At 72.1% G+C, this 18,717-nt stretch carries 15 protein-coding genes; 7 read left to right on the forward strand and 8 right to left on the reverse strand.

The window, feature by feature from the left end:
- Positions 1–6: 6 nt before the first annotated feature.
- Positions 7–390, reverse strand: coding sequence for an STAS domain-containing protein (locus ACIBP6_RS33175; RefSeq protein WP_397057766.1), 384 nt, complete (start codon positions 388–390; stop codon positions 7–9).
- A gap of 267 nt (positions 391–657) precedes the next feature.
- On the opposite strand from ACIBP6_RS33175, the gene ACIBP6_RS33180 reads away from it, so the two are divergent.
- Together ACIBP6_RS33180 and ACIBP6_RS33185 are read left to right on the forward strand one after the other, a co-directional pair.
- The gene (locus ACIBP6_RS33180; RefSeq protein WP_397057767.1) at positions 658–2,757 is read left to right on the forward strand and encodes a PQQ-dependent sugar dehydrogenase; all 2,100 of its coding nucleotides are present in this window, start codon (positions 658–660) and stop codon (positions 2,755–2,757) included.
- A gap of 11 nt (positions 2,758–2,768) precedes the next feature.
- The gene (locus tag ACIBP6_RS33185; protein WP_132611312.1) at positions 2,769–3,668 is read left to right on the forward strand and encodes a sugar phosphate isomerase/epimerase family protein; all 900 of its coding nucleotides are present in this window, start codon (positions 2,769–2,771) and stop codon (positions 3,666–3,668) included.
- Between the two features lie 39 nt (positions 3,669–3,707).
- On the opposite strand, the gene ACIBP6_RS33190 is transcribed toward ACIBP6_RS33185, so the two are convergent.
- Both ACIBP6_RS33190 and ACIBP6_RS33195 read right to left on the reverse strand, forming a co-directional pair.
- Positions 3,708–4,313: a dihydrofolate reductase family protein gene (locus ACIBP6_RS33190; RefSeq protein ID WP_397057768.1), complete on the reverse strand. Its 606-nt coding sequence runs from the start codon at positions 4,311–4,313 to the stop codon at positions 3,708–3,710.
- Positions 4,314–4,400: 87 nt separating this feature from the next.
- Complete coding sequence (locus tag ACIBP6_RS33195; RefSeq protein ID WP_397057769.1) at positions 4,401–6,167, reverse strand: serine/threonine-protein kinase; 1,767 nt, start codon at positions 6,165–6,167, stop codon at positions 4,401–4,403.
- A 585-nt stretch (positions 6,168–6,752) separates the two neighbouring features.
- On the opposite strand from ACIBP6_RS33195, the gene ACIBP6_RS33200 reads away from it, so the two are divergent.
- From ACIBP6_RS33200 to ACIBP6_RS33210, 3 genes are all read left to right on the forward strand, one after another.
- Positions 6,753–7,034 (forward strand): hypothetical protein, encoded by a 282-nt coding sequence (locus ACIBP6_RS33200; protein WP_397057770.1) that lies wholly within the window; start codon positions 6,753–6,755, stop codon positions 7,032–7,034.
- 141 nt (positions 7,035–7,175) lie between these two features.
- Positions 7,176–7,676: an SET domain-containing protein gene (locus tag ACIBP6_RS33205; RefSeq protein ID WP_397057771.1), complete on the forward strand. Its 501-nt coding sequence runs from the start codon at positions 7,176–7,178 to the stop codon at positions 7,674–7,676.
- A gap of 179 nt (positions 7,677–7,855) precedes the next feature.
- Positions 7,856–8,770: a TIGR03620 family F420-dependent LLM class oxidoreductase gene (locus tag ACIBP6_RS33210; RefSeq protein ID WP_397057772.1), complete on the forward strand. Its 915-nt coding sequence runs from the start codon at positions 7,856–7,858 to the stop codon at positions 8,768–8,770.
- 89 nt (positions 8,771–8,859) lie between these two features.
- Here ACIBP6_RS33210 and ACIBP6_RS33215 read toward each other — a convergent pair whose 3' ends face one another.
- Positions 8,860–9,729, reverse strand: coding sequence for an LLM class F420-dependent oxidoreductase (locus ACIBP6_RS33215; protein ID WP_397057773.1), 870 nt, complete (start codon positions 9,727–9,729; stop codon positions 8,860–8,862).
- A gap of 179 nt (positions 9,730–9,908) precedes the next feature.
- On the reverse strand, positions 9,909–11,039 hold the full coding sequence (locus tag ACIBP6_RS33220) for an MFS transporter (protein ID WP_397057774.1): 1,131 nt from the start codon (positions 11,037–11,039) through the stop codon (positions 9,909–9,911).
- A 195-nt stretch (positions 11,040–11,234) separates the two neighbouring features.
- Between ACIBP6_RS33220 and ACIBP6_RS33225 the strand changes: the two genes are divergently transcribed.
- A complete protein-coding gene (locus ACIBP6_RS33225) occupies positions 11,235–11,783 on the forward strand; it encodes a TetR/AcrR family transcriptional regulator (protein WP_397057775.1) in 549 nt (182 codons plus the stop codon).
- A 119-nt stretch (positions 11,784–11,902) separates the two neighbouring features.
- Here ACIBP6_RS33225 and ACIBP6_RS33230 read toward each other — a convergent pair whose 3' ends face one another.
- The 3 genes from ACIBP6_RS33230 to ACIBP6_RS33240 are packed head-to-tail and all read right to left on the reverse strand — an operon-like array spanning position 11,903 to position 17,247.
- Positions 11,903–12,520 carry a hypothetical protein gene (locus ACIBP6_RS33230; protein WP_397057776.1) on the reverse strand — a complete coding sequence of 206 codons (618 nt, stop codon included), beginning with the start codon at positions 12,518–12,520 and terminating at the stop codon, positions 11,903–11,905.
- 4 nt (positions 12,521–12,524) lie between these two features.
- Positions 12,525–16,928 (reverse strand): FtsK/SpoIIIE domain-containing protein, encoded by a 4,404-nt coding sequence (locus tag ACIBP6_RS33235; RefSeq protein ID WP_397057777.1) that lies wholly within the window; start codon positions 16,926–16,928, stop codon positions 12,525–12,527.
- A gap of 16 nt (positions 16,929–16,944) precedes the next feature.
- The gene (locus tag ACIBP6_RS33240; RefSeq protein WP_165969683.1) at positions 16,945–17,247 is read right to left on the reverse strand and encodes a WXG100 family type VII secretion target; all 303 of its coding nucleotides are present in this window, start codon (positions 17,245–17,247) and stop codon (positions 16,945–16,947) included.
- Between the two features lie 150 nt (positions 17,248–17,397).
- Here ACIBP6_RS33240 and ACIBP6_RS33245 point away from each other — a divergent pair, with 150 nt between their 5' ends.
- A complete protein-coding gene (locus ACIBP6_RS33245; RefSeq protein ID WP_397057778.1) occupies positions 17,398–18,702 on the forward strand; it encodes a hypothetical protein in 1,305 nt (434 codons plus the stop codon).
- Positions 18,703–18,717: the final 15 nt, after the last annotated feature.

An 18,717-nucleotide genomic window follows, 5' to 3' on the forward strand; every position in this document is an offset into this window, starting at 1 on the left:
GCGTGGTCAGAGCGACGCCAGGCCGATCAGGCTCATCAACCTCCGCATCTGGTGGGGGACGTTGCGCACCTCCACGTCGCCGCCGGCGGCGAAGTCGCGCAGCGCGCGGACCGCGGCGACGTCGGCGAAGCTCACCCCGGCCAGGTCGACGATCAGCTCGTCGTCGATGAGCCGGGCCCGCTCCAGCGTACGCCGCAGCTCGTCGCTGTTGCCGCCGTCGATCTCGCCGGACAGCCTGATGACCGACGGGCCGGGCATCACCGCGCAGGTGACCCGCAGGGTGTGGTCGACGTACAGCACCTGTTCGGGTGGCGCCCAGGCGGGGGCCGGGCCGATCGCCGGGTCGGCGAGGCGGTGGGGTTCGAGTGCGGCGTCGTGGCTTGTGGTCATCACCTCAGCCCATCGGGGCGGTCCTTCGGTCGGGGTCGGTCAAACAGTGCCGGACCGGACACATCTGACTCTTTCAGAGTAACGCCCTCACGAGAATACCGGAATAGTTTTTCGGTAGTGGATCTTCCCTTGTGCGGGACCCTTCGGTCGATCGAAGGCGGAAGTTGGGCGATCAACCGCAATTAGGCCCTACTCGATCGGCGTAAGCCGGGTTACATTCACGTTGTTTTGCCCTCTCTTATCCCCCGAGTAGACCGAAGGAGAGGCGTGAGAGCGAGAACCGTGATCGCGGCGCTGACGGCCGCGGCATTCCTCCTGCCGGCCACGGTGGCGCAGGCCGCCGGGGCCACCACCGCGGTGGCACCGCCCCCCGACGACCAGTTCCAGAAGGTCACGCTCAACGACCATCCCGGCGAGCCCATGGACATCGCGGTCCTGCCGGACTCCCGCGTCCTGCACACCACCAGGCAGGGCGAGGTCTGGCTGCACGACCCGAAGACCGGGCTCAACACCCTGGCCGCGGAGATGGACGTCTACCAGCACGACGAGGAGGGGCTGCAGAGCATCGCCCTGAGCCCCGGCTTCGGCAAGGGCTCCAAGAAGGACGACTGGGTCTACCTCTACTACTCCCCGCCGCTCGACACCCCGGAGGACGACCCGTCCACGCCGGACGTCAACGAGGGCGACGCCCCGGAGACCGGTACGCCGGAGGACTTCGAGCCCTTCAAGGGCCAGATCCGGCTGTCGCGCTTCCGTTTCACCGGCTCGACCATCGACCTCGGCACCGAGCAGCAGATCCTCGAGGTCCCGGTGGACCGCGGCATCTGCTGCCACGTCGGCGGCGACATCGTCTTCGACGCCAAGGGCCTGCTCTACCTGGCCACCGGCGACGACACCAACCCGTTCGCCTCGGACAGCTTCGCGCCGATCGACGAGCGCGCCGACCGCAACCCGGCGTTCGACGCCCAGCGCAGCTCCGCCAACACCAACGACCTGCGCGGCAAGATCCTGCGCATCAAGGTCGGTGCGGACGGCTCGTACACGATCCCGGACGGCAACCTCTTCGCGCCCGGCACGGAGAAGACCCGGCCCGAGATCTACGCGATGGGTCTGCGCAACCCGTTCCGCATCGAGCTCAACCGGACCAACGGCGACCTGTACGTCGCCGACTACTCGCCCGACGCGCGCCAGCCCGATCCCGAGCGCGGCCCGGCGGGGCAGGGCAAGTGGACGATCATCCGCAAGCCCGCGAACTACGGCTGGCCGTACTGCGCGACGGCGGAGCTCCCGTACGTCGACTACGACTTCGCGACCGGCGAGTCGGGCGAGCCGTTCGACTGCGCCGCGCCCGTGAACGAGTCGCCGCACAACACCGGCCTGCGCGAGCTGCCCCCGGTCGTGCAGCCGGACGTGTGGTACGGGTATGCGCTGTCGGAGAAGTTCCCCGGTCTGGAGACCGGCGGCATCGGGCCGATGGCCGGGCCGGTGTACGACTACGACCCGCGTGACGCGCGCGGCAAGAATCCCGTGGCCTGGCCGGAGTACTACGACGGTGTGCCGCTCTTCTACGAGTGGACCCGCGACTACATCAAGGCGTTCCACCCTGACGGGCGGATCGAGGACGTGCTGCCCTCGGTCTTCTTCGACGCCCCGATGGACATGGAGTTCGGCCCCGAGGGGGCGCTCTACGTGCTCGAATACGGCAACGACTACTTCGAGGTGAACGATACGGCCCAGCTCTCCCGTATCGACTACATCGGCCACACGGGCAACCACAGCCCGATCCCCGCCGCACAGGCGTCGGTGACGGCCGGCCAGGCCCCGCTCGCCGTCAGTTTCACCAGCGAGGGCACGAGCGACGCCGACGGTGACCGGCTCAGGTACGCCTGGGACTTCAACGCCGATGGCAAGGTCGACTCGCGTGAGCCCGCGGCATCGTTCACGTACACCGAGAACGGCGTCTACGACGCCACGTTGCGGGTCAGCGACAGCGCCGGCATGTCGGCGGCGACGTCGGTGCGGATCGTGATCGGCAACAACGCGCCGGTCGTGGAGCTCGTCCAGCCGGTCACCGGCCAGCCGTTCGAGTTCGGCGATGTCGTCCAGTTCGAGGTCCGGGTCACCGATGACCAGCCGGTGAACTGCGACGACGTGGTGGTCAACTACAACCTCGGCCACGACGATCACAGCCACAACCTGAGCATGGCCCGCGGCTGCACCGGCAGCTTCCAGACCACCGCCGGCGGCCACGACCCGGAGACCGACAACCTCAGCGCCGTCTTCATCGCCGAGTACACCGACCAGGGAACCGGCGACCTTCCGGAGCTGAGCGGCAGCGACCAGGTCGTGCTCCGGCCCAGCGAATAGGAGATCCACCCATGTGCTACGGCTACCGTCCGACCAGGCGCGGCCTGCTCGCCGCGGGGCTCGGGCTCGGCGCGGCCGCGTTCGCCGCCACCTCGATGTCACCGGCCGCCGCCGCGTCCGGCCCCAAGCCGAAGGGCAGGCGCGTGCCCCCGGGCCAGATCAGCATCCAGATCTACAGCGTCCGCGACGACCTGGCCAGGGACTACGACGCCACGCTCACCTACCTGGCCGAGATCGGCTACCCGAAGGTCGAGCTCGCGCTCGGCTACTTCGGGCGTACGGCGGCGCAGCTGCGGGAGTTCCTCGACGGGCTCGGCGTCCACGCCACCTCCAGCCACGACGGCATCAGCCCCGACGACGCGGCGCTGGAGGCGAAGATCTCCAACGCGCTGACCCTGGGCCAGAGCTACATCGTGGTGCCCTACCTCGACTCCAGCAACCTGGACGACTGGAAGGGCTGGGCCGAGCGGATGAACGTCGAGGCCGAGGCCGCACGGGCGGCCGGGCTGCACTACGGCTACCACAACCACGCCCACGAGTTCACCACCGACCTCGGTGGCGGCACGACACCCTGGGACGTGCTCACGAGCGAGCTCGACCCGAAACTCGTCCACCTGGAGATCGACATCTACTGGGCGGTCACCGGCGGCGTCGGCGTCGGCGCCGCCGACCCGGTGGGCTTCGCCATCGACGTGATCCGCGACGCGCCCCAGCGCGTGCTGCAGTACCACGTCAAGGACAGGCACCTGGACGGCGACATGGCCGACCTCGGCACCGGGACGATCGACTTCCGGCGCGTGTTCGAGGCGCACCGCGTGCGGGAGTACATCGTCGAGAACGACACCCCCGACGTCACGCCGCGGCGTACGTCGGAGGTGGGGTACGACTACCTGCGTAACCTGCGCTACTGAGATCCCGCCGAGCCCGGCCCCGCGCCGGGCTCGGCACCCTCAGGCGACGCTTCCGATGACCGGCTCGCCCGTCGTCTCGTACGTGACGTAGACGACCCCGGAGCCGGTGGACCGCGTACCGGTCAGCTTCAGGCCGGCCGCGGCCGTGCCCTCGGCGAAGATCCGCTTGCCCACGCCGAGCACGACGGGGAAGACCAGCAGGCGGTACTCGTCGACCAGGCCGGCCTGCTGCAGGGAGTGGATGAGCCGGCTGCTGCCCTGGGTGACGATCTCGCCGTCGGTGCGCTTCTTCAGCTCGGCGACCGTCTCGGCGGCCTCGCCCACCAGCACCTCGGTGTTGCGCCACTCGGCGGTCATGGGCTCGCGCGTGGTGACGTACTTGTTCATGTCGTTGATCCAGCCGCCCTCCTCGTCGGGGACGTCGGGCCAGTGCGAGGCGAGGATGTCGTACGACCGGTGGCCCAGGAGCATGCCGGTCGCGTTCGCGAACACCCCGCCCATGATCTCGCCGAAGCCCTCGTCCACGTGCGGGGCCAGCCAGCCGCCGTAGGGGAAGCCGTTGTCGTCGTCCTCGCCCGGACCCCCGGGAGCCTGCATCACACCGTCCAGCGACACGAACGCCGCGACCACCAGTTTGCTCGTCATCGTCGACTCCTCTCAGGTGGGGGCTGTCCGCCCCGCTCGGGTGACCCCAGCTTCGCGGGGGCGGTTTACGGATCTCTTACGGCTTTCCTACGGTCGGGTGCTCCGGCCCTCCGCCCTGGTGACGGTGATCGTCCCAGTGGTGGCGCGCAGGCCGAAACCGTAGCGGAAACGGCCGCGGATCTCGGCGGTCGTCAGCGCGCCGGCGATGGAGGTGTCGTACAGGCGGCGCCACGTGCCGGCGTGCTGGGCGTACGACGTGAGCGTTTCACCGGTCAGCAGCACGGCGAGGCGGTCTCCCGGCTCCAGGGTGGCCGGGATCTGGTCCGCCACGTCGAGGAACTCGCCGTTCACGCGCACGTCGAACCCGGTGGTCCCGCGGGTGTTGTTGTACCAGGCGGTGGCGTAGTCGCGGCCGTCCTTGATCCAGCCGACGAAGACGCTGTCCTCCTGCCGGCCGCTCTCGGCGAACGCGCCTATGGTCACCACGCTGAGCGCCTGGTCGGAGGCGAGCGTCTTCCCCCCGGCCATCAGGCCGAAGTACGGCTCCGTGCCGGTACCCCTGAAGCGCCCGTCGCCGACGGTGACCGTGGGCAGCTCCTCCCCGGGGAACGGCCGGTAGGTGGCGTACCGGCCGGAGGTGTCCGCGGAGAACCCGTCGGTGAGAGCGATATGCGGGAGCGCTCCCAAATCGAGCGTTTCTCCCGGCCGCACGCGGGCCGGGGGGCTCTCCGGCTGGACCGATTTCCCAGCGGGCGACCGGCTCGGCTTCGCGGTCGCTGACCGGCTGGGCTTGGCGGCCGACGATCGGCTCGGCTTCGCGGCCGGCGTTCGGCTCGGCTCCGCGGCAGGCGACCGGAGCGGTTTCGCGACCGACGACGAGAGCGGCTTCGCGACCGCCGGCAGGCTCGGCTGCGCGGGCGACGACTGGTTCGCCTGCGCGACGACCGGCTCCTCCCGGCTGCTGAGCCAGGGCGGCACCACCAGCACACCCGCGGTCACGAGCAGCGCCGTGGCCCCGGCCGCCACCGCGAGCACCGCCCCCTTGGAACGCCGCGGGCGCGACAGCCCGGAAGCGTTGGTGATGTTGTGCTCGTTGTGCGACCGTGGCAGGGGCCCGCCGGTGAGGGCGCGCAGCACCTGGTCGGCGGACGGGCGGGCCGCCGGGTCCTTGGCCAGGCAGGCGAGCACCAGGGGACGCAGCGGCTCCGGCACGCCCGACACCTTGGGCTCGCCGTTCAGGATGCCGTGGAGGACCACGGGGATCGCCGAGCCGGGGAAGGCGCTGTGCCCGGTCGCGGCGAAGACCATGCACCCGGCCCACGAGAACATGTCGGAGGCCGGGGTGAGCGGGAGGTTGGCGAACTGCTCCGGCGACATGTACGACGGCGTGCCGGTCACCCGCGTGTTGGTGGTCACGTGGTCGAACGCGCGGGCGATGCCGAAGTCGATCACGACCGGCCCCTCCGGGCCGAGGATCACGTTGGCCGGCTTGATGTCGCGGTGCACGACGCCGGCGTTGTGGATCGAGGCGAGCGCGGTCAGCGTGGAGACCGCCAGCCGTTCCAGGCCGCTGCCCGTCCGGGGCCCGTCGCGTCTGACCAGCTCGTCCAGGGACGGGCCGGGGACGTATTCGCTGACGATGTACGGTTGTCCGTCCACCAGACCGGTGCCGATGATCCGGGCCGTGCAGAAGGCGGCGACGCGCGCCGCGACCTCCGCCTCGCGCAGGAACCGGCGCCGCGTCTCGGGGTCGGCCGCGAGTTTGCGGTGCAGGACTTTGATCGCCACGCGCAGGCCGCCGGGGGACTCGCCCAGGTAGACCGTGCCCTGACCGCCCTCCCCCAGGACACTCAAGATTCGGTGTTCACCGAGCTGCCCGTGTTCCGGCGCGCGATGGACGGTCACAGCACCACTCCGCAAGGGTCGGACGATCTTTCCATGTCGCGATCAGATTAGCCGCGTACTGGGAGGTAGATCCGAAAAGAAAGAAAACGACCAGGTGTCGGCGGCCGCTCGTAGGCTCGGTGCGGCTTCTCCTCCGAAGTGGCGCGTTCTCCGGCGATCCGGCGAAGCAGGTGGCGAGTTCTCCTCTGTTGTGGCGAGATGATCGGGTGAGAGGAAGGAGCCCGATGAACGTGCGATCTCCCGGCTCGTCTTCTGAGAACCCCGAGGTGGCGGTAAGAACGCGACGGGTCCTGCGGATTCTCCTGGCGGTCGTCATGGTCTGTCTGCTGGCGGGTGCCGACAGGCTGGGGCCGCAGGTGCGGTACCACGTCGCTCAAGGCCTTCGCGTCGGCTATCCGGCAGGCTGGCGAGTCGATGTCGATGCTGACTTGCGCCCGCCGATGGTCATGACGGCGGAGCCGCCATGGTGGCCGTTCGGTTGGTGGGCTGACTATCACGTGTCCCTGCTCCCGCACGGAGCCTCGGGAAGAAGCGGTGGAGGAGCATCTCACGTACGTCCGCGACGTTTACCGCGAGGTCGTCCTGGAGGAACGCGAGAGAGTGGCAGTGGGCGCCGGTGCGGCGGCTTACCTGCTGCGTATTTCCTATGTCGAGTACGCCCCCGACATGGAAAGCTTCCCCACTGGCGAAATCGTGCTGCTCACCGTGACGGAGGATGGCCAACCGTTCATGGTGCGCTACGTCTGCGCACTACAGCGATGTGCGTTCGAAGACGCCTCCATCCGCTCTGTCCTGAAGTCGATGGTGCCGATGTGAAGGCGCAACCGCCACGTACGCCCGGACAGGACAACGTGCGACGGCATACCCGATCACGGTGACCACGCCGGATGCGACTGGCGAACGGCAGGTCAGCGGCGCCGGCAATCGACAAAGCAAGAGAGAGGCCACACTCGGGCCATGAGTGAAACGTACGCCTCAACCTGCTGGCTCACGCCGAGTGCCGTGAGCGGACCGTCCACGATCCACGGCACCGGGCTGTTCGCCGTCGCGCCGATCCGCCGCGAGGAGGTCGTGATGCGCTTCGGCGGTCAGGTCATCGACGACGCGGCCCTGGCCCGGCTGGCCACGCCGTACAGCAGCCTGACCGTCGCGGAGGGCGTCCACCTGCTGCTCGACGTCGATCACCCGGTCAGCCACGGCAACCACTCCTGCGACCCCAACCTCTGGCACCGTGACGCGACCACGGTGGTGGCCCGGCGCGCCGTCGCGCCGGGGGAGGAGCTGACCATCGACTACGCCACGCACACCGGCGTGGAGAGCTGGTCGATGGAGTGCCGGTGCGGCGCCGGCCTGTGCCGCGGCGTCGTGTCAGGCCGCGACTGGCGCCTGCCGCGCCTACGGGCGGCGTACGCCGAGCACTGGTCCCCGCCGCTGCTCGCCCGCATCAAGGACCGCTGAGCTTCAGCGGGCAGAGAAGAGGAACCTCTCCTACGGCGTCACCCTCCACCGCACCGACATCGTCCGCATCCGCATCATCCGTTGGGCATCCCTGGGATTAAACAGGGGCGGTGCTTGGCTGTATCGGGGCAGATGTGCAGTGCTGTGACTCAGGCGACGAGCAAGGTGGGTGGAGTGGGATGGCCGGAAGTGTGGACGTCGCGGCGCTGAAGCGGCGCATGGGGCGGGTCGGGGTCTGGAACGGCACGCTGGGCGGGGAGTCGGCGGCGTTCGAGCGGGACGCCGCCGCCGAGATCGAGAGCCTGGGCTACGGCACGCTCTGGATCGGTGAGGTGCCGTCCGGCAAGGAGGCGTTCACGCACGCGGCGGTGCTGCTGAGCGGGACGCGGTCGCTGATGGTCGCCACCGGCATCGCCAGCATCTGGTCCCGCGACGCGGTGGCCGCGGCGAACGCCGCGAACACCCTGGCCGAGGCGTACGACGGCCGGTTCGTGCTCGGCCTGGGCGTGAGCCACGCGCCGTTGGTGAACACCCGGGGGCACGACTACGGCAAGCCCGTCTCGGCGATGCGCGCGTACCTCGACGGCATGGACCAGGCCGAGTACATCGGCCCGCTCCCGGAGCCGGTGCCGCGGCTGCTGGCGGCGCTGCGGCCGAACATGCTGGAGCTCGCGGCGCGGCGGGCGCAGGGGGCGCACCCGTACTTCGTCACCCCGGAGCACACCGCCCGCGCCCGTGAGGCCCTCGGCCCCGAGCCCGTGCTGGCGCCCGAGCAGACGGTGTTGCTGGAGACCGACCCTGAGCGGGCGCGGGATGTGGCGCGCCGGTTCACCTCGCGTTACCTGGCCCTGCCCAACTACGTGAACAACCTGCGCGCCCTCGGCTGGGACGACGCCGACCTCACCGACGGCGGCAGCGACGCGCTGGTGGACGCCATCGTGGTGTGGGGCGAGCCGGAGAAGGTGATCGAGCGCGTACGGGCCCACCTCGACGCGGGCGCCGACCACGTCTGCATCCAGCCCCTCGCCGACACCTCGCAGCAGGTGCTCGAACACCTTCGCATCCTCGCCGAATCCGACGTCATCGCCTCCTGACCCGGCCGGCTCGCCGTACCGGCGGCGGCCGATCACGCAGAAAGGCCACCCCTCGCGCAGGGGTAGCCCTTCGCGTCGCCTGAATGACGTCACTTCTTGGACAGGCCCAGTGCCTCGGCGGCGGTTGCCAGGGCGGCGAGGTGGTCGTCGGGGGAGCGCAGACCGGCGTTCATGGTGTTGATCGCGAGGTGCGTGGCACCGGACTCCTCCCACTCGCGGGCCGTGGCCGCCAGCTCGTCCGCGTCGCGCGTCCAGGCCAGACGGCCTTCCATGCCGAGCGCCGACGGGTCGCGCCCCGCCTCGGAGGCGGCCTGCTCGACCATGGCCTTCGCCTCGTCCAGCTCCGGGCCCGGCCCCATCTGGGGGAACCAGCCCTCGGCCAGCCGCCCGGCCCGCCGGTACGCCCGGGGCGACTGCCCGCCGAACCAGAGCGGGATCGGCTGCTGCACCGGCAGCGGCGCCAGCCCCGCGCCCGTCACCCGGTCGAAGTGGCCCTCGAACGTGATCGACTCCTCCGTCCACAGCCGGCGCAGCAGCTCCACCTGCTCCTCGACGCGCCTGCCCCGGGTGCCGAAGTCCTGGCCGAGTGCCTCGTACTCGACCGCGTTCCACCCCAGCCCCACACCGAGCCGGAACCGCCCGGACGTCAGCAGGTCGATCTCGGCCGCCTGCTTGGCCACCAGGGCCGTCTGCCGCTGCGGCAGGATGATGATGCTGGTGACCAGCTCCAGCGAGGTGATCGCGGCGAGAAAGCCGAAGAGCACCATCGGCTCGTGGAACGTGGACCGCACGTCGTAGGGGCCCTGCCAGCCCTTGTGCACGGCGGGGTCGGCGCCGACGACGTGGTCGTAGGCGATGAGGTGCCGGAAACCCAGCTCCTCGACCCGCTGCCCGTACGCGCGCACCGCGCCGACGTCCCCGCCCATCTCGGTCTGCGGAAAGACAACACCGATCTGCATATATGGCTCCGCCCGAAGATCCTGCTCGATGAACGACCATCATCACCCGTGACGAGCCGTCACCGCCCATCGACGCTCCGGGACGGCCGGTCGGCGGTCAGGGCGGCCTCGGGAGGACGCGCCGTACGGCTCGGCCGTCCTCGGGGATTCGGTGGCGGCGAACGTGATCGGCGAGACGGTCAGCCAAGGCTGTCGATTCGGCGTGCGCTCCACACTGCCGCTCCGGCCATCAGGACGAGGACGCCGGCGAGCCAGAGGATGCCCTGGAGCGGCAGGGCGTCGACGATGGTGCCGCCGGCCAGCGCGCCGAGACCGATCGAGAGGTTGAACACCGCCACCCATAGAGCGGAGGCTTCCTCGACCGCCTGGGGCGCGGCTTTGATCATCCACGTCTGAAGGCTGGTGGAGACCCCGCCGTACGCCAGGCCCCAGATGGCGAGCAGCGTCACCCCGCCCGCGGCGGTGAGCCCTGCCATGGGGTAGAGCAGCAGGGTCACTCCCAAGGTGGCGGCGATGGTGAGGACCGTGCGATGGAGCCGTTTCGCCACGGTGGCACCCGCGACGAAGTTCCCTGCGACGCCCGCCATGCCGAATGCGAACAGCAGTGGTCCGACGAGTCGCTCGTCGATGCCGGACAGGTCCCGCAGCACGGGGCTGATGAACGTGTAGGCCGCGAAGTGGCCGGTCACGAGCAGGAAGGTCGCCACGATGCCGGTCCGGACGCCCTGGTTGCGGAACTGGTCGGCGAGCCGCCGCAGGCCGACGGGTTGAGCGGCGGTCAACGGTGGCAGCACGGCCAGCAAGGCGACCAGCACGACCAGTGCGAGGGCGCTCAGCGCGCCGAACGCGATCCGCCAGCTCGCCAGCCCGCCGATCATCGTGCCGATGGGGACGCCGAAGACGTTCGCCGCGCCGACGCCGCCGAAGATGATCGCCGTGGCCCGCGGCACGAGCGGGGCGGGGACGAGCCGGACGGCCAGACCGCCGGCGACGGCCCAGAACCCGCCGATCGCCACCCCGACCAGCACGCGGGCGGCGATCAGGAGCGGATAGTTCGGGGCCAGGGCGGAGGCCAGGTTCGCGAGCGTCATGAGGCCCATCAAGGCGACGAGCAAGAGCCGGCGATCCATCCTGCCGACGAGTACCGGGACCGACGGCGCCGCGACGGCGGCGACGATGCTGGGGACCGTGACCATCAAGCCCGCCGCACCTTCAGAGACCGACAGTGTCGATCCGACGGGGGTGAGCAGCCCGATGGGGAGCTGCTCGGCCGTCACCAGGAGAAATGTGCCGAAGGCCACGGCGGACACCGCGATCCAATGATTCCTCGCTGACGCGTCTCGCCCGGTCAGCGCAGGGTCCGTTGCCGTCACGTCGAATCTCCCCTCACTCATTCGGGAGCGATCGCTCCCATACGACGGCACACCCTAATACGGGAGCGATCGCTCCACAACGTCGGTAGGGTGGTGAGCATGGCACGGCCCAGGGAGTTCGACGAGCAGGACGTGATCGCCAAGGCGACCGACCTGTTCTGGCGTCGCGGCTACAACGCCACGTCCGTCCGCGATCTGGGCGCCGAGCTCAGACTCAAGCAGAGCAGCCTGTATCGCACCTTCAACGACAAGCGCACACTGTTCTTGCGGACGCTGGATCACTATCGGGCGACGGAGTCCACGCAAGCCGAAGAGCAGCTCAGCGCCCCCGGCCCCAGCCTCGAAATTCTGCGGGAGTGGCTGATCTGGATGATCACCCACGAGGCCGGTCGCGGCTGCTTCGTGGTCAACACGGCTGCCGAACTCGGCACCACCGACCCTGAGGTCCAGCGAAAAACCGAGGCCGCGTTCGACGTCACCAGGAAAACCCTGGCGTCACTGCTCCGCCGCGGGATCCGCGACGGCGACCTGCCCGCCACGTTGGACGTCGACGCCGCGGTGGAGTTGCTGTTCACGACGGTGCTTGGCCTGCGCGTACGCGAACGCGCCGGACACGACCCCCAACGGCTCACCACGGCAATCGACTTCACGATCAGAACGCTCGCGACATCTGCGACCTGACCACGCCCGTCCCGGTCGCGGAGCGATGAGGGGCCGGCCGCCGCCGTTCGGCAGGTCCTGACAGCCGGGCCTGCCGGTGTCGGAGGAGCCTGTTCCCACGACGGTCACCGTAGTGGGGATCAGTGGGGCGTGGCCTTGGCTCCGGTGGGGGCGATGGGGTACCAGGCGCCGTCGGCTCCCTGGCCGTGCATGTCGCCTGGTCGTGTGTCGCCCGTGTGGCGGTAGACGGGCCGGCCGCCGACGGTGAGCTGGATGGTCCCGTCCGCGCGCCGGATGGCGGCGACGGCGGACGGGTCGGCCCCCGGGGAGAGGTAGATCTTGCCGCCCTCCCGGATGGTGACCGGCGGGAAGACCAGCGCGCACGCGTCGGCGCAGCTCGACACGCCCGGGGCGTCGTGGTCGGTGCGGTAGAGGGTCGAGCCGTTCACATCGGCCAGGTACGCGCCCACCGCGTCGGACGAGGCGACGGAGAGCTGCACCCACTTGGCCGGCTGCGGCTGCGGTATCGCGCCCACCGGGGTCCCGCCGTCGCCGCTCAGGCCGTGCTCCGCGGCCGTGCCGCCGACCAGTCGCAGGCCGGTGTTCGAGACGGGCGAGGACGGGGCCGAGGCGGCGGACCCCGAGGCGGCGGGCCCCGAGTCGACGAGGACGAGGGTCTTCCCGCAGGCGGACGTGCCCAGCAGGAGACAGGCGGCCAGCAGGCCCACGCGTACGCGCCGGCCGTACGTGAAGATCATCGTGTCACTCCTCGAAACGGGTGTCCGGGACCTGGACCGTGCGCAGGGTGCCGTCGCCCAGGTGCAGGTGGCCGCGTCCCGGCTGCGGCGGCCGGCCGATGACGCCCCGGGACAACCGCACGCCCACCAGCTCTCCTTCGGCGAAGTTCTGCGGCGAGAGCAGCAGGCCCGACCGGTTGCGCTTGACCTGGGCGATCCAGCCGCCCAGGGTCGTGGAGAGCACCTCGGCGTTGCCGCCCGCGACCACGCCCCAGCCGGGGCCCGCGCCGCCCCGGGCGAGCAGCGTCAGGTCCGGTTCGAGGTCGGAGCGGGCGAGCAGCTCGGCGTCGTCCACGACGATGACGCCGTACTCCTCGGGCACCTTGCGCAGCGCCTCGCGGAAGGCAGCCTGCGTGATCTCCGCGTCCGCGAGGACGGCGGCGACACCCGACGCCCCGGACAGCCGCCGCAGCGGCGAGCGCGCGGGGGTCAGGACGATCAGCCCCGCGCCCGCCTCCAGCAGCGACGAGGCGATGGCGGCCAGCGCGGTGCTGCGCCCCGAGCGGGGCGGCCCGGCGACCACGAAGGTCGGGATCTCCGCCAGGTCAGGGCCGAGCGCCGTGAGCGTGTCGCCGCCGACGGCGACCATCGGCCGCGTGGGGGAGAGCCCGCCGGGGCCGCGCAGCGCACGGGCCTCGGCGTACGAGATCCGGTCGGGCAGCACGTCCAGGCGCATCGGCCGCCGCTCGGCCGGCACGCCGCTCTCGCGGGCGGTCAGCTCCTGTCCGAGGGCCGCCAGCGCCCGGGCCTGGCCCGCGCCGGTCAGGTCGGGGCCGAGGACGGCGATCTGGACCTCGCTGAGGTCCCGCGCCCTGATGCCGCGGCCGGGTGGCAGCTGCTCGGGCACGTTCCTGGCGCTGAGCCCGATCACGTTGTAGTCACCGCGGTCGTTGAGCCGCAGCACGATCCGGTCCTCGGTGGTGCCGGCGTACCGGCTGGAGCCGAGCAGCCGGTCACCGGCGAGCACGAGGTGGATGCCGGCGGCGGCGCCGTCGCGCATGAGGCGGACCAGCCGCGTCAGATAGCTGCCGTTGTCGTGGACGGCGTAGTCGCGTTCGAACACCTCGAACCGGTCCAGCAGCACGACGACGTGCGGCGGCCGTTCGCCCGGCGGCAGGAGGCGGCGCAGCTCGGCCAGGTCGGCGACGCCGCGTCCGCCGAGCAGGGCCTGGCGGGCGGTGAGCTCGGCCACGAGCCGGTCGAGCAGCCTTCCGAGGCGCTCGATCTCGGTGCGGTCGACGACCGTCCCGCAGTGGGGAAGCGCGGTCAGGGCGTTCAGCGCGCCGTTGCCGCAGTCGATGCCGTGCAGGTGGAGGTCCGCGGCGCCGTGCGCGCGGGCGAGTGCGGCGGCGAGCGTGCGCAGGACCTGGGACCTGCCGGTGCGCGGCGAGCCGATGACGTGCAGGTGGCCGGCGCGGTCGAGGTCGAGGACGAGCTCGGCGCGGCGCTGCTCGCCGGGCAGGTCCACCAGCCCGTAACCGACCGCCGGCAGCGCGGCCTCACCCACAGCGGCCCCGTCCGCGGCGGCGCCGGTGGGCGCGGGTCGTCCCGTGGGGGTCGCGTTCACCGGGCTCAGGTCGGACAGGTGCAGGGTCTCGGGCAGGGCCGGCAGCCAGGGGCTGGGCTGGCGGGGGATGCCCGCCGTACGGGCGGCCGCGGCGATCGCCTCGGTGAGGACGGCCAGGTCGGTGGCGGTGTCCTGGCCGGCGGCGACCGCGCGGGCCGGGGCCTGGGCGACCGGCCCGCCGAGCTCCCGCCAGTCCACCCGCACCGCCCGCACCGCGGCGCCTGCGGCGCTCACCTCGTACGCCGGCCGCCGGCCGCCCACCCGGCCGGCCTGGAACGGCAGCAGGGCGGCGGGCCCGAGCCGCGCGTACGCCCGCCCCGGCGTACGCGTCGAGATCTCGCCCGCGTCGGGCGCGTCGATGATGTCGCGGCTCTCGCTGACGTCGGTGGTGCGCAGCGCGATGCGCAGGTTCGTGTTGGCCCGGATGTCCGCCGTCACCGCACCCGCGGGCCGCTGGGTCGCGAGGACGAGGTGGATGCCGAGCGAGCGCCCGCGCTGCGCGATGTTGACCAGCCCGCTGACGAAGTCCGGCAGCTCCCGGACCATCGAGGCGAACTCGTCGATGACCAGCAGCAGCCTCGGCAACGGCGCCAAAGAGCCGTCACGGGCGCGTTTGTCCTGGTAGTCGGGCAGGTCCTTGGCGCCGGCCCCGGCCAGCACTCGCTCGCGGCGGCGCAGCTCCGCGCCCAGCGAGACCAGCGCGCGTTCGACGAGGTGGGTGTCGAGGTCGGTCACCAGGCCGACCGTGTGCGGCAGCTCCGCGCATTCGGCGAACGCGCTGCCGCCCTTGTAGTCGACCAGCACGAACGTCATCTCGTCCGGCCGGTTCGCCACCGCGAGGGAGGCCACCAGGCTCTGGAGCAGCTCGGACTTGCCGGAGCCGGTCGTCCCGGCGATCAGCGCGTGAGGGCCGTCGCGTACCAGGTCCACGGCGAAGTCGCCGTCGAGCCCGGTGCCGAGGACGGCCCGGGTGCCGCGTCCTGAGGCCGTCCAGCGGGCCAGGATCGCGTCGGGGGTGGGCGGTTCGACGCGCAGGACGTCCAGGAGCCGGACGGCGTCGGGCAGCGTGGACCCGGCCTCCTCCGAGCGGCCCGCCGCGCGCAGGGGAGCCAGGGCGCGGGCGACCTCGTCGTACCAGTCGGGGCGGGGCGAATCGGGGCGTACTCGCGTCATGGCGACGGAGCCGCGGGTCCGTACGGCGAGACCGCCCTCGCCGGGGGCCACGACGGCGCCGCACTCCTCGGGCAGCAGCCGCTCCTCGGCCGCCAGGCAGACGGTGTGGACGCCGACGGACGGGCCGTCGCGCAGCAGCGTCACGACGCCCGGCAGGGTGCGCACGCGGCGGGCGTCCTCCATGACGACGAGCACCGCCGGGGCGGACGGGTCGGCGCCCGCGGCGAGCCGGTCGGCCACCAGCCGGCCCAGCTCACCGAGCCGCCGCGCGACCGACTCCGCGCCGGTGCCGACGAACGCGTACGTGTCCTCGCCCTGCGGCCGGGTGTGCGGCAGCCAGCGCGTCCACGACCAGGCCTGTTCGCCCGCGGCCGAGGTCAGCACGCAGATGCGCAGGTCGGCCGGGCTGTGCAGGACGGCGGCCTGGGCCACCAGCCAGCCGGCCAGGGACACGGCCGCCTCCCCGGCCAGGCCCACCACGCCGCCGTCGCGTACGGACACCGGCACCGGCACGTCCTTCAGCATCGGCGAGGTCCGCCGCCGGTACTCCTCCAGCGCCCGGTCCTCCACGGTGATCGTGGCGGGCACGTCGGCGGTGCCGACGCGGACGGTGAGGAAGTCGGGGTCGCGGCGGCGGCGCTCCCACAGCCGCTCGGACGGCAGCGCGGCCATCCGCAGCAGCGAGGCCGGGTCGGGCAGCGCCAGCCGCCGGTTGTGCTGCTCGGCCAGCACGGCGGCGGTGACGTCGGTGCGTACGCGGGCCACACGCTTCTCGTGCTCGGCGAGCTGGTCCGCGTAGCCGATCCGGCTCTGCTTGCGGTTGCCGGACTGGGTCAGCAGCGCGCCGATCGGCGAGAGCAGCGCGAAGAAGACGAACGCCCACGTACCGGTCACCACGATCGCGACGACGGCGGCCAGCGCGGGCACCAGCAGGATGGGCAGCAGCGGCACGACGCGCCGCTGCGGCTTGTCCGGCGGCGCCGGCAGCTGGAAGTGCGGCGCCGGAGAATCGGGGACGAAGCGCGGCGGCCGGTTGAACTCCAGGCCCAGCCCGTCGGGCGTCAGCGGGGCCCGGTTCTGCGTCGCCGTGGACAGCTCCAGCAGGTTGGCGCCCGCCTCCAGCTGGCTGCCCTCGGGCCAGGCGGCGGCGCCCGACAGGGTCGCGCCGTCCAGCAGCGCGCCGCCCACCGGAGTGACCTCGACGGAGGCGTCCACCCGGACGAGGACGCGCACGGCCACCGGGGGAGCGGCCCCGTCGAGGCGGACCCGGCAGGCGGGAGCGCTTCCGATGTCGTAGTCACCCGGCGGCAGCCGGTAGATCGTGCCGGCGCCGGGGCCGCTCACCACCCGGAGCTCGACCGTGCCCTCGGCGTCCTCCCGTACGGGCGGCGGAACGCCGAGGCCCAGGTCGAGCCCGTCCCGTACGCCTGCCTCCGCCAGCGTCGCCGCCGGGTCCGCGGGGTGCGGGCCGACGTACAGCGCGGGCATCCCGGGCACGCCGTGAGGTGACACGACCCGGGCCAACTCCGCGGCGAGCTCCCCCACGCGGGCGGACGGCTCGGCCTCGACGACGACGGCCGCCGGCGTCTTGGGGCTCCGCGCGTCGCGGACGCTGACGTTGATGCGCACGGTCGGGACTTCCTCGTCAGGCGGTGGCCGTGAACTGGCTGGCGATCTGCTGGTCGGCCTCCTGGAAGCTGGTGCCGGCGGTCTTGAGCACCTGGCTCATGTCCTGCAGGCTCTGCGTCACCTGCTCGAAGCCCTTGCTGAACTCGTCGAACTTCGCCTGCATGGCCTGCTGCGCGGTGGGTGTCTGGAAGCCCTCGCTGAGCAGCGCCTGCACCTGGGTGCGCACGCCGTTGAGCCGGTCCTGCAGATCGGTGAAGGCGGCGCTCAGCGCGTCGGACGTCTGGGCGGTCTGGTTGAGATCAACGGTGAAGTCGGGCATCGGGACTCCTCTGGTCGGGGGATCGAGACGATGGCGGATCAGGGGGGCGGATCACGGGGGCGGGACGCCTCTCCGGCCCCCGGCGTCACTTTGTACACTGACGCACCGGGAGAAAGGTAGCAGGTGGGAATTTTGAGGCTGAAAACTTCTGTGTGCCATCGTGTTCCGCCTGTTCCGCTCACGGTCGCCGTGCTGCTGGCGTTGTGCGCGTTGCTCTGGCCCGCGTCGCCCGCGCTCGCCGCCCCCGACGGCGACCTCGTGAAGGTGTACGTCGTCAAGAGCCCTGACCAGAACGGCGGCCTGCCGGAGAACCTGCGCTCGATCGCCCAGCGCACCCTCGGCGACCCGGGGCGGTGGAGCGAGATCTTCGCCCTCAACCAGAACCGGCCGCAGGACGACGGCGGCGCCCTCACCGACCCGGCCGACCTCCACCCCGGCTGGCTGCTGCGCCTGCCCAAGGACGCGAGCGGCCCCGAGGTCCGGATGGCCCGCGAGACGACGACCTTGGCCGGCTACGGCATCCCGCTGCCCGCCGCGATCGCCGCGGTGGTGGCCGTCCTGCTGGGCCTGGTCACGGCCGGGGTGCTGGCCCGGCGCAGGCTGCGCGCCGCCGCCCTGGCCGTGGGCCGCCGGGCGTACCGGCTCGGCGATCCCGTACGGCGTTCACGCCGGCGCCGCTACCGGGCGTCCCTGACGGCGGCCCTCGCCCAGGACCTGGACGCCCCGGCCCGCGCCGCCCGCGCCGTACAGGACCTGGCCGCGCGCGAGCCGTCGACGCGCGGCTCCGTCCACGCCGTCGTGGTGGACCGCGAGGACGTGACGGCCTGGGTCGACACCGCAGCCTGGCCCCCGGCCCCGTGGGAGCCGGTGGACCGGGCCCGGTGGCGGCTGGCCTCGCGGCAGGCGCCCGCCCGTACGACGCTGAGCGGGCCGGCGGTGGCCGCGCCGCTCGCGCGGGCCGGCGTACGCGACGACGGCGGCCAGGTCTTCGTGAACCTCGGCCGCCTCGACGGCATCCTCAGCCTCACCGGGGACGCGGACGTCGCCCGGGACGTCGTCCACGGGCTGATGGCCGACGTGCTGCGCACCCACCCCGGCCTGCCGGTCGCCGTCGTGGGCGGCCCGCCCGCCGCGCTGCCGCCCGGCGCGACGCTCGTCAACCCCGCCGAGCTGTTCCACCAGGCCCCGCCCTGGCCGTCCGGTCGCGGCGGCGGCGCCGTACGCGCCACGGCCCGCCGCCGCGACCTGCGCGGGCTGCTGGTGGTGACCGGCACGCCCACGGCGGCGGAGACCGAGCGGCTGCACGCCGTGTGCGCCGCCGGCGGGCTCGGCTGGACGGGCCTGGTCTGCGGGGACGTCGACGGGGCGCACTGGCGCTGGCACGCGGCGGACGACGGCAACGTCACCATCCCCACCCTGAACGTCACCGTGACGGCTCCGGCTTGTCGGCCTTGACCTATATGCTCCTGC

It is taken from the genome of Nonomuraea terrae (genome assembly GCF_044465245.1).
In the GTDB taxonomy this organism is placed as follows: Bacteria; Actinomycetota; Actinomycetes; order Streptosporangiales; family Streptosporangiaceae; genus Nonomuraea; species Nonomuraea terrae.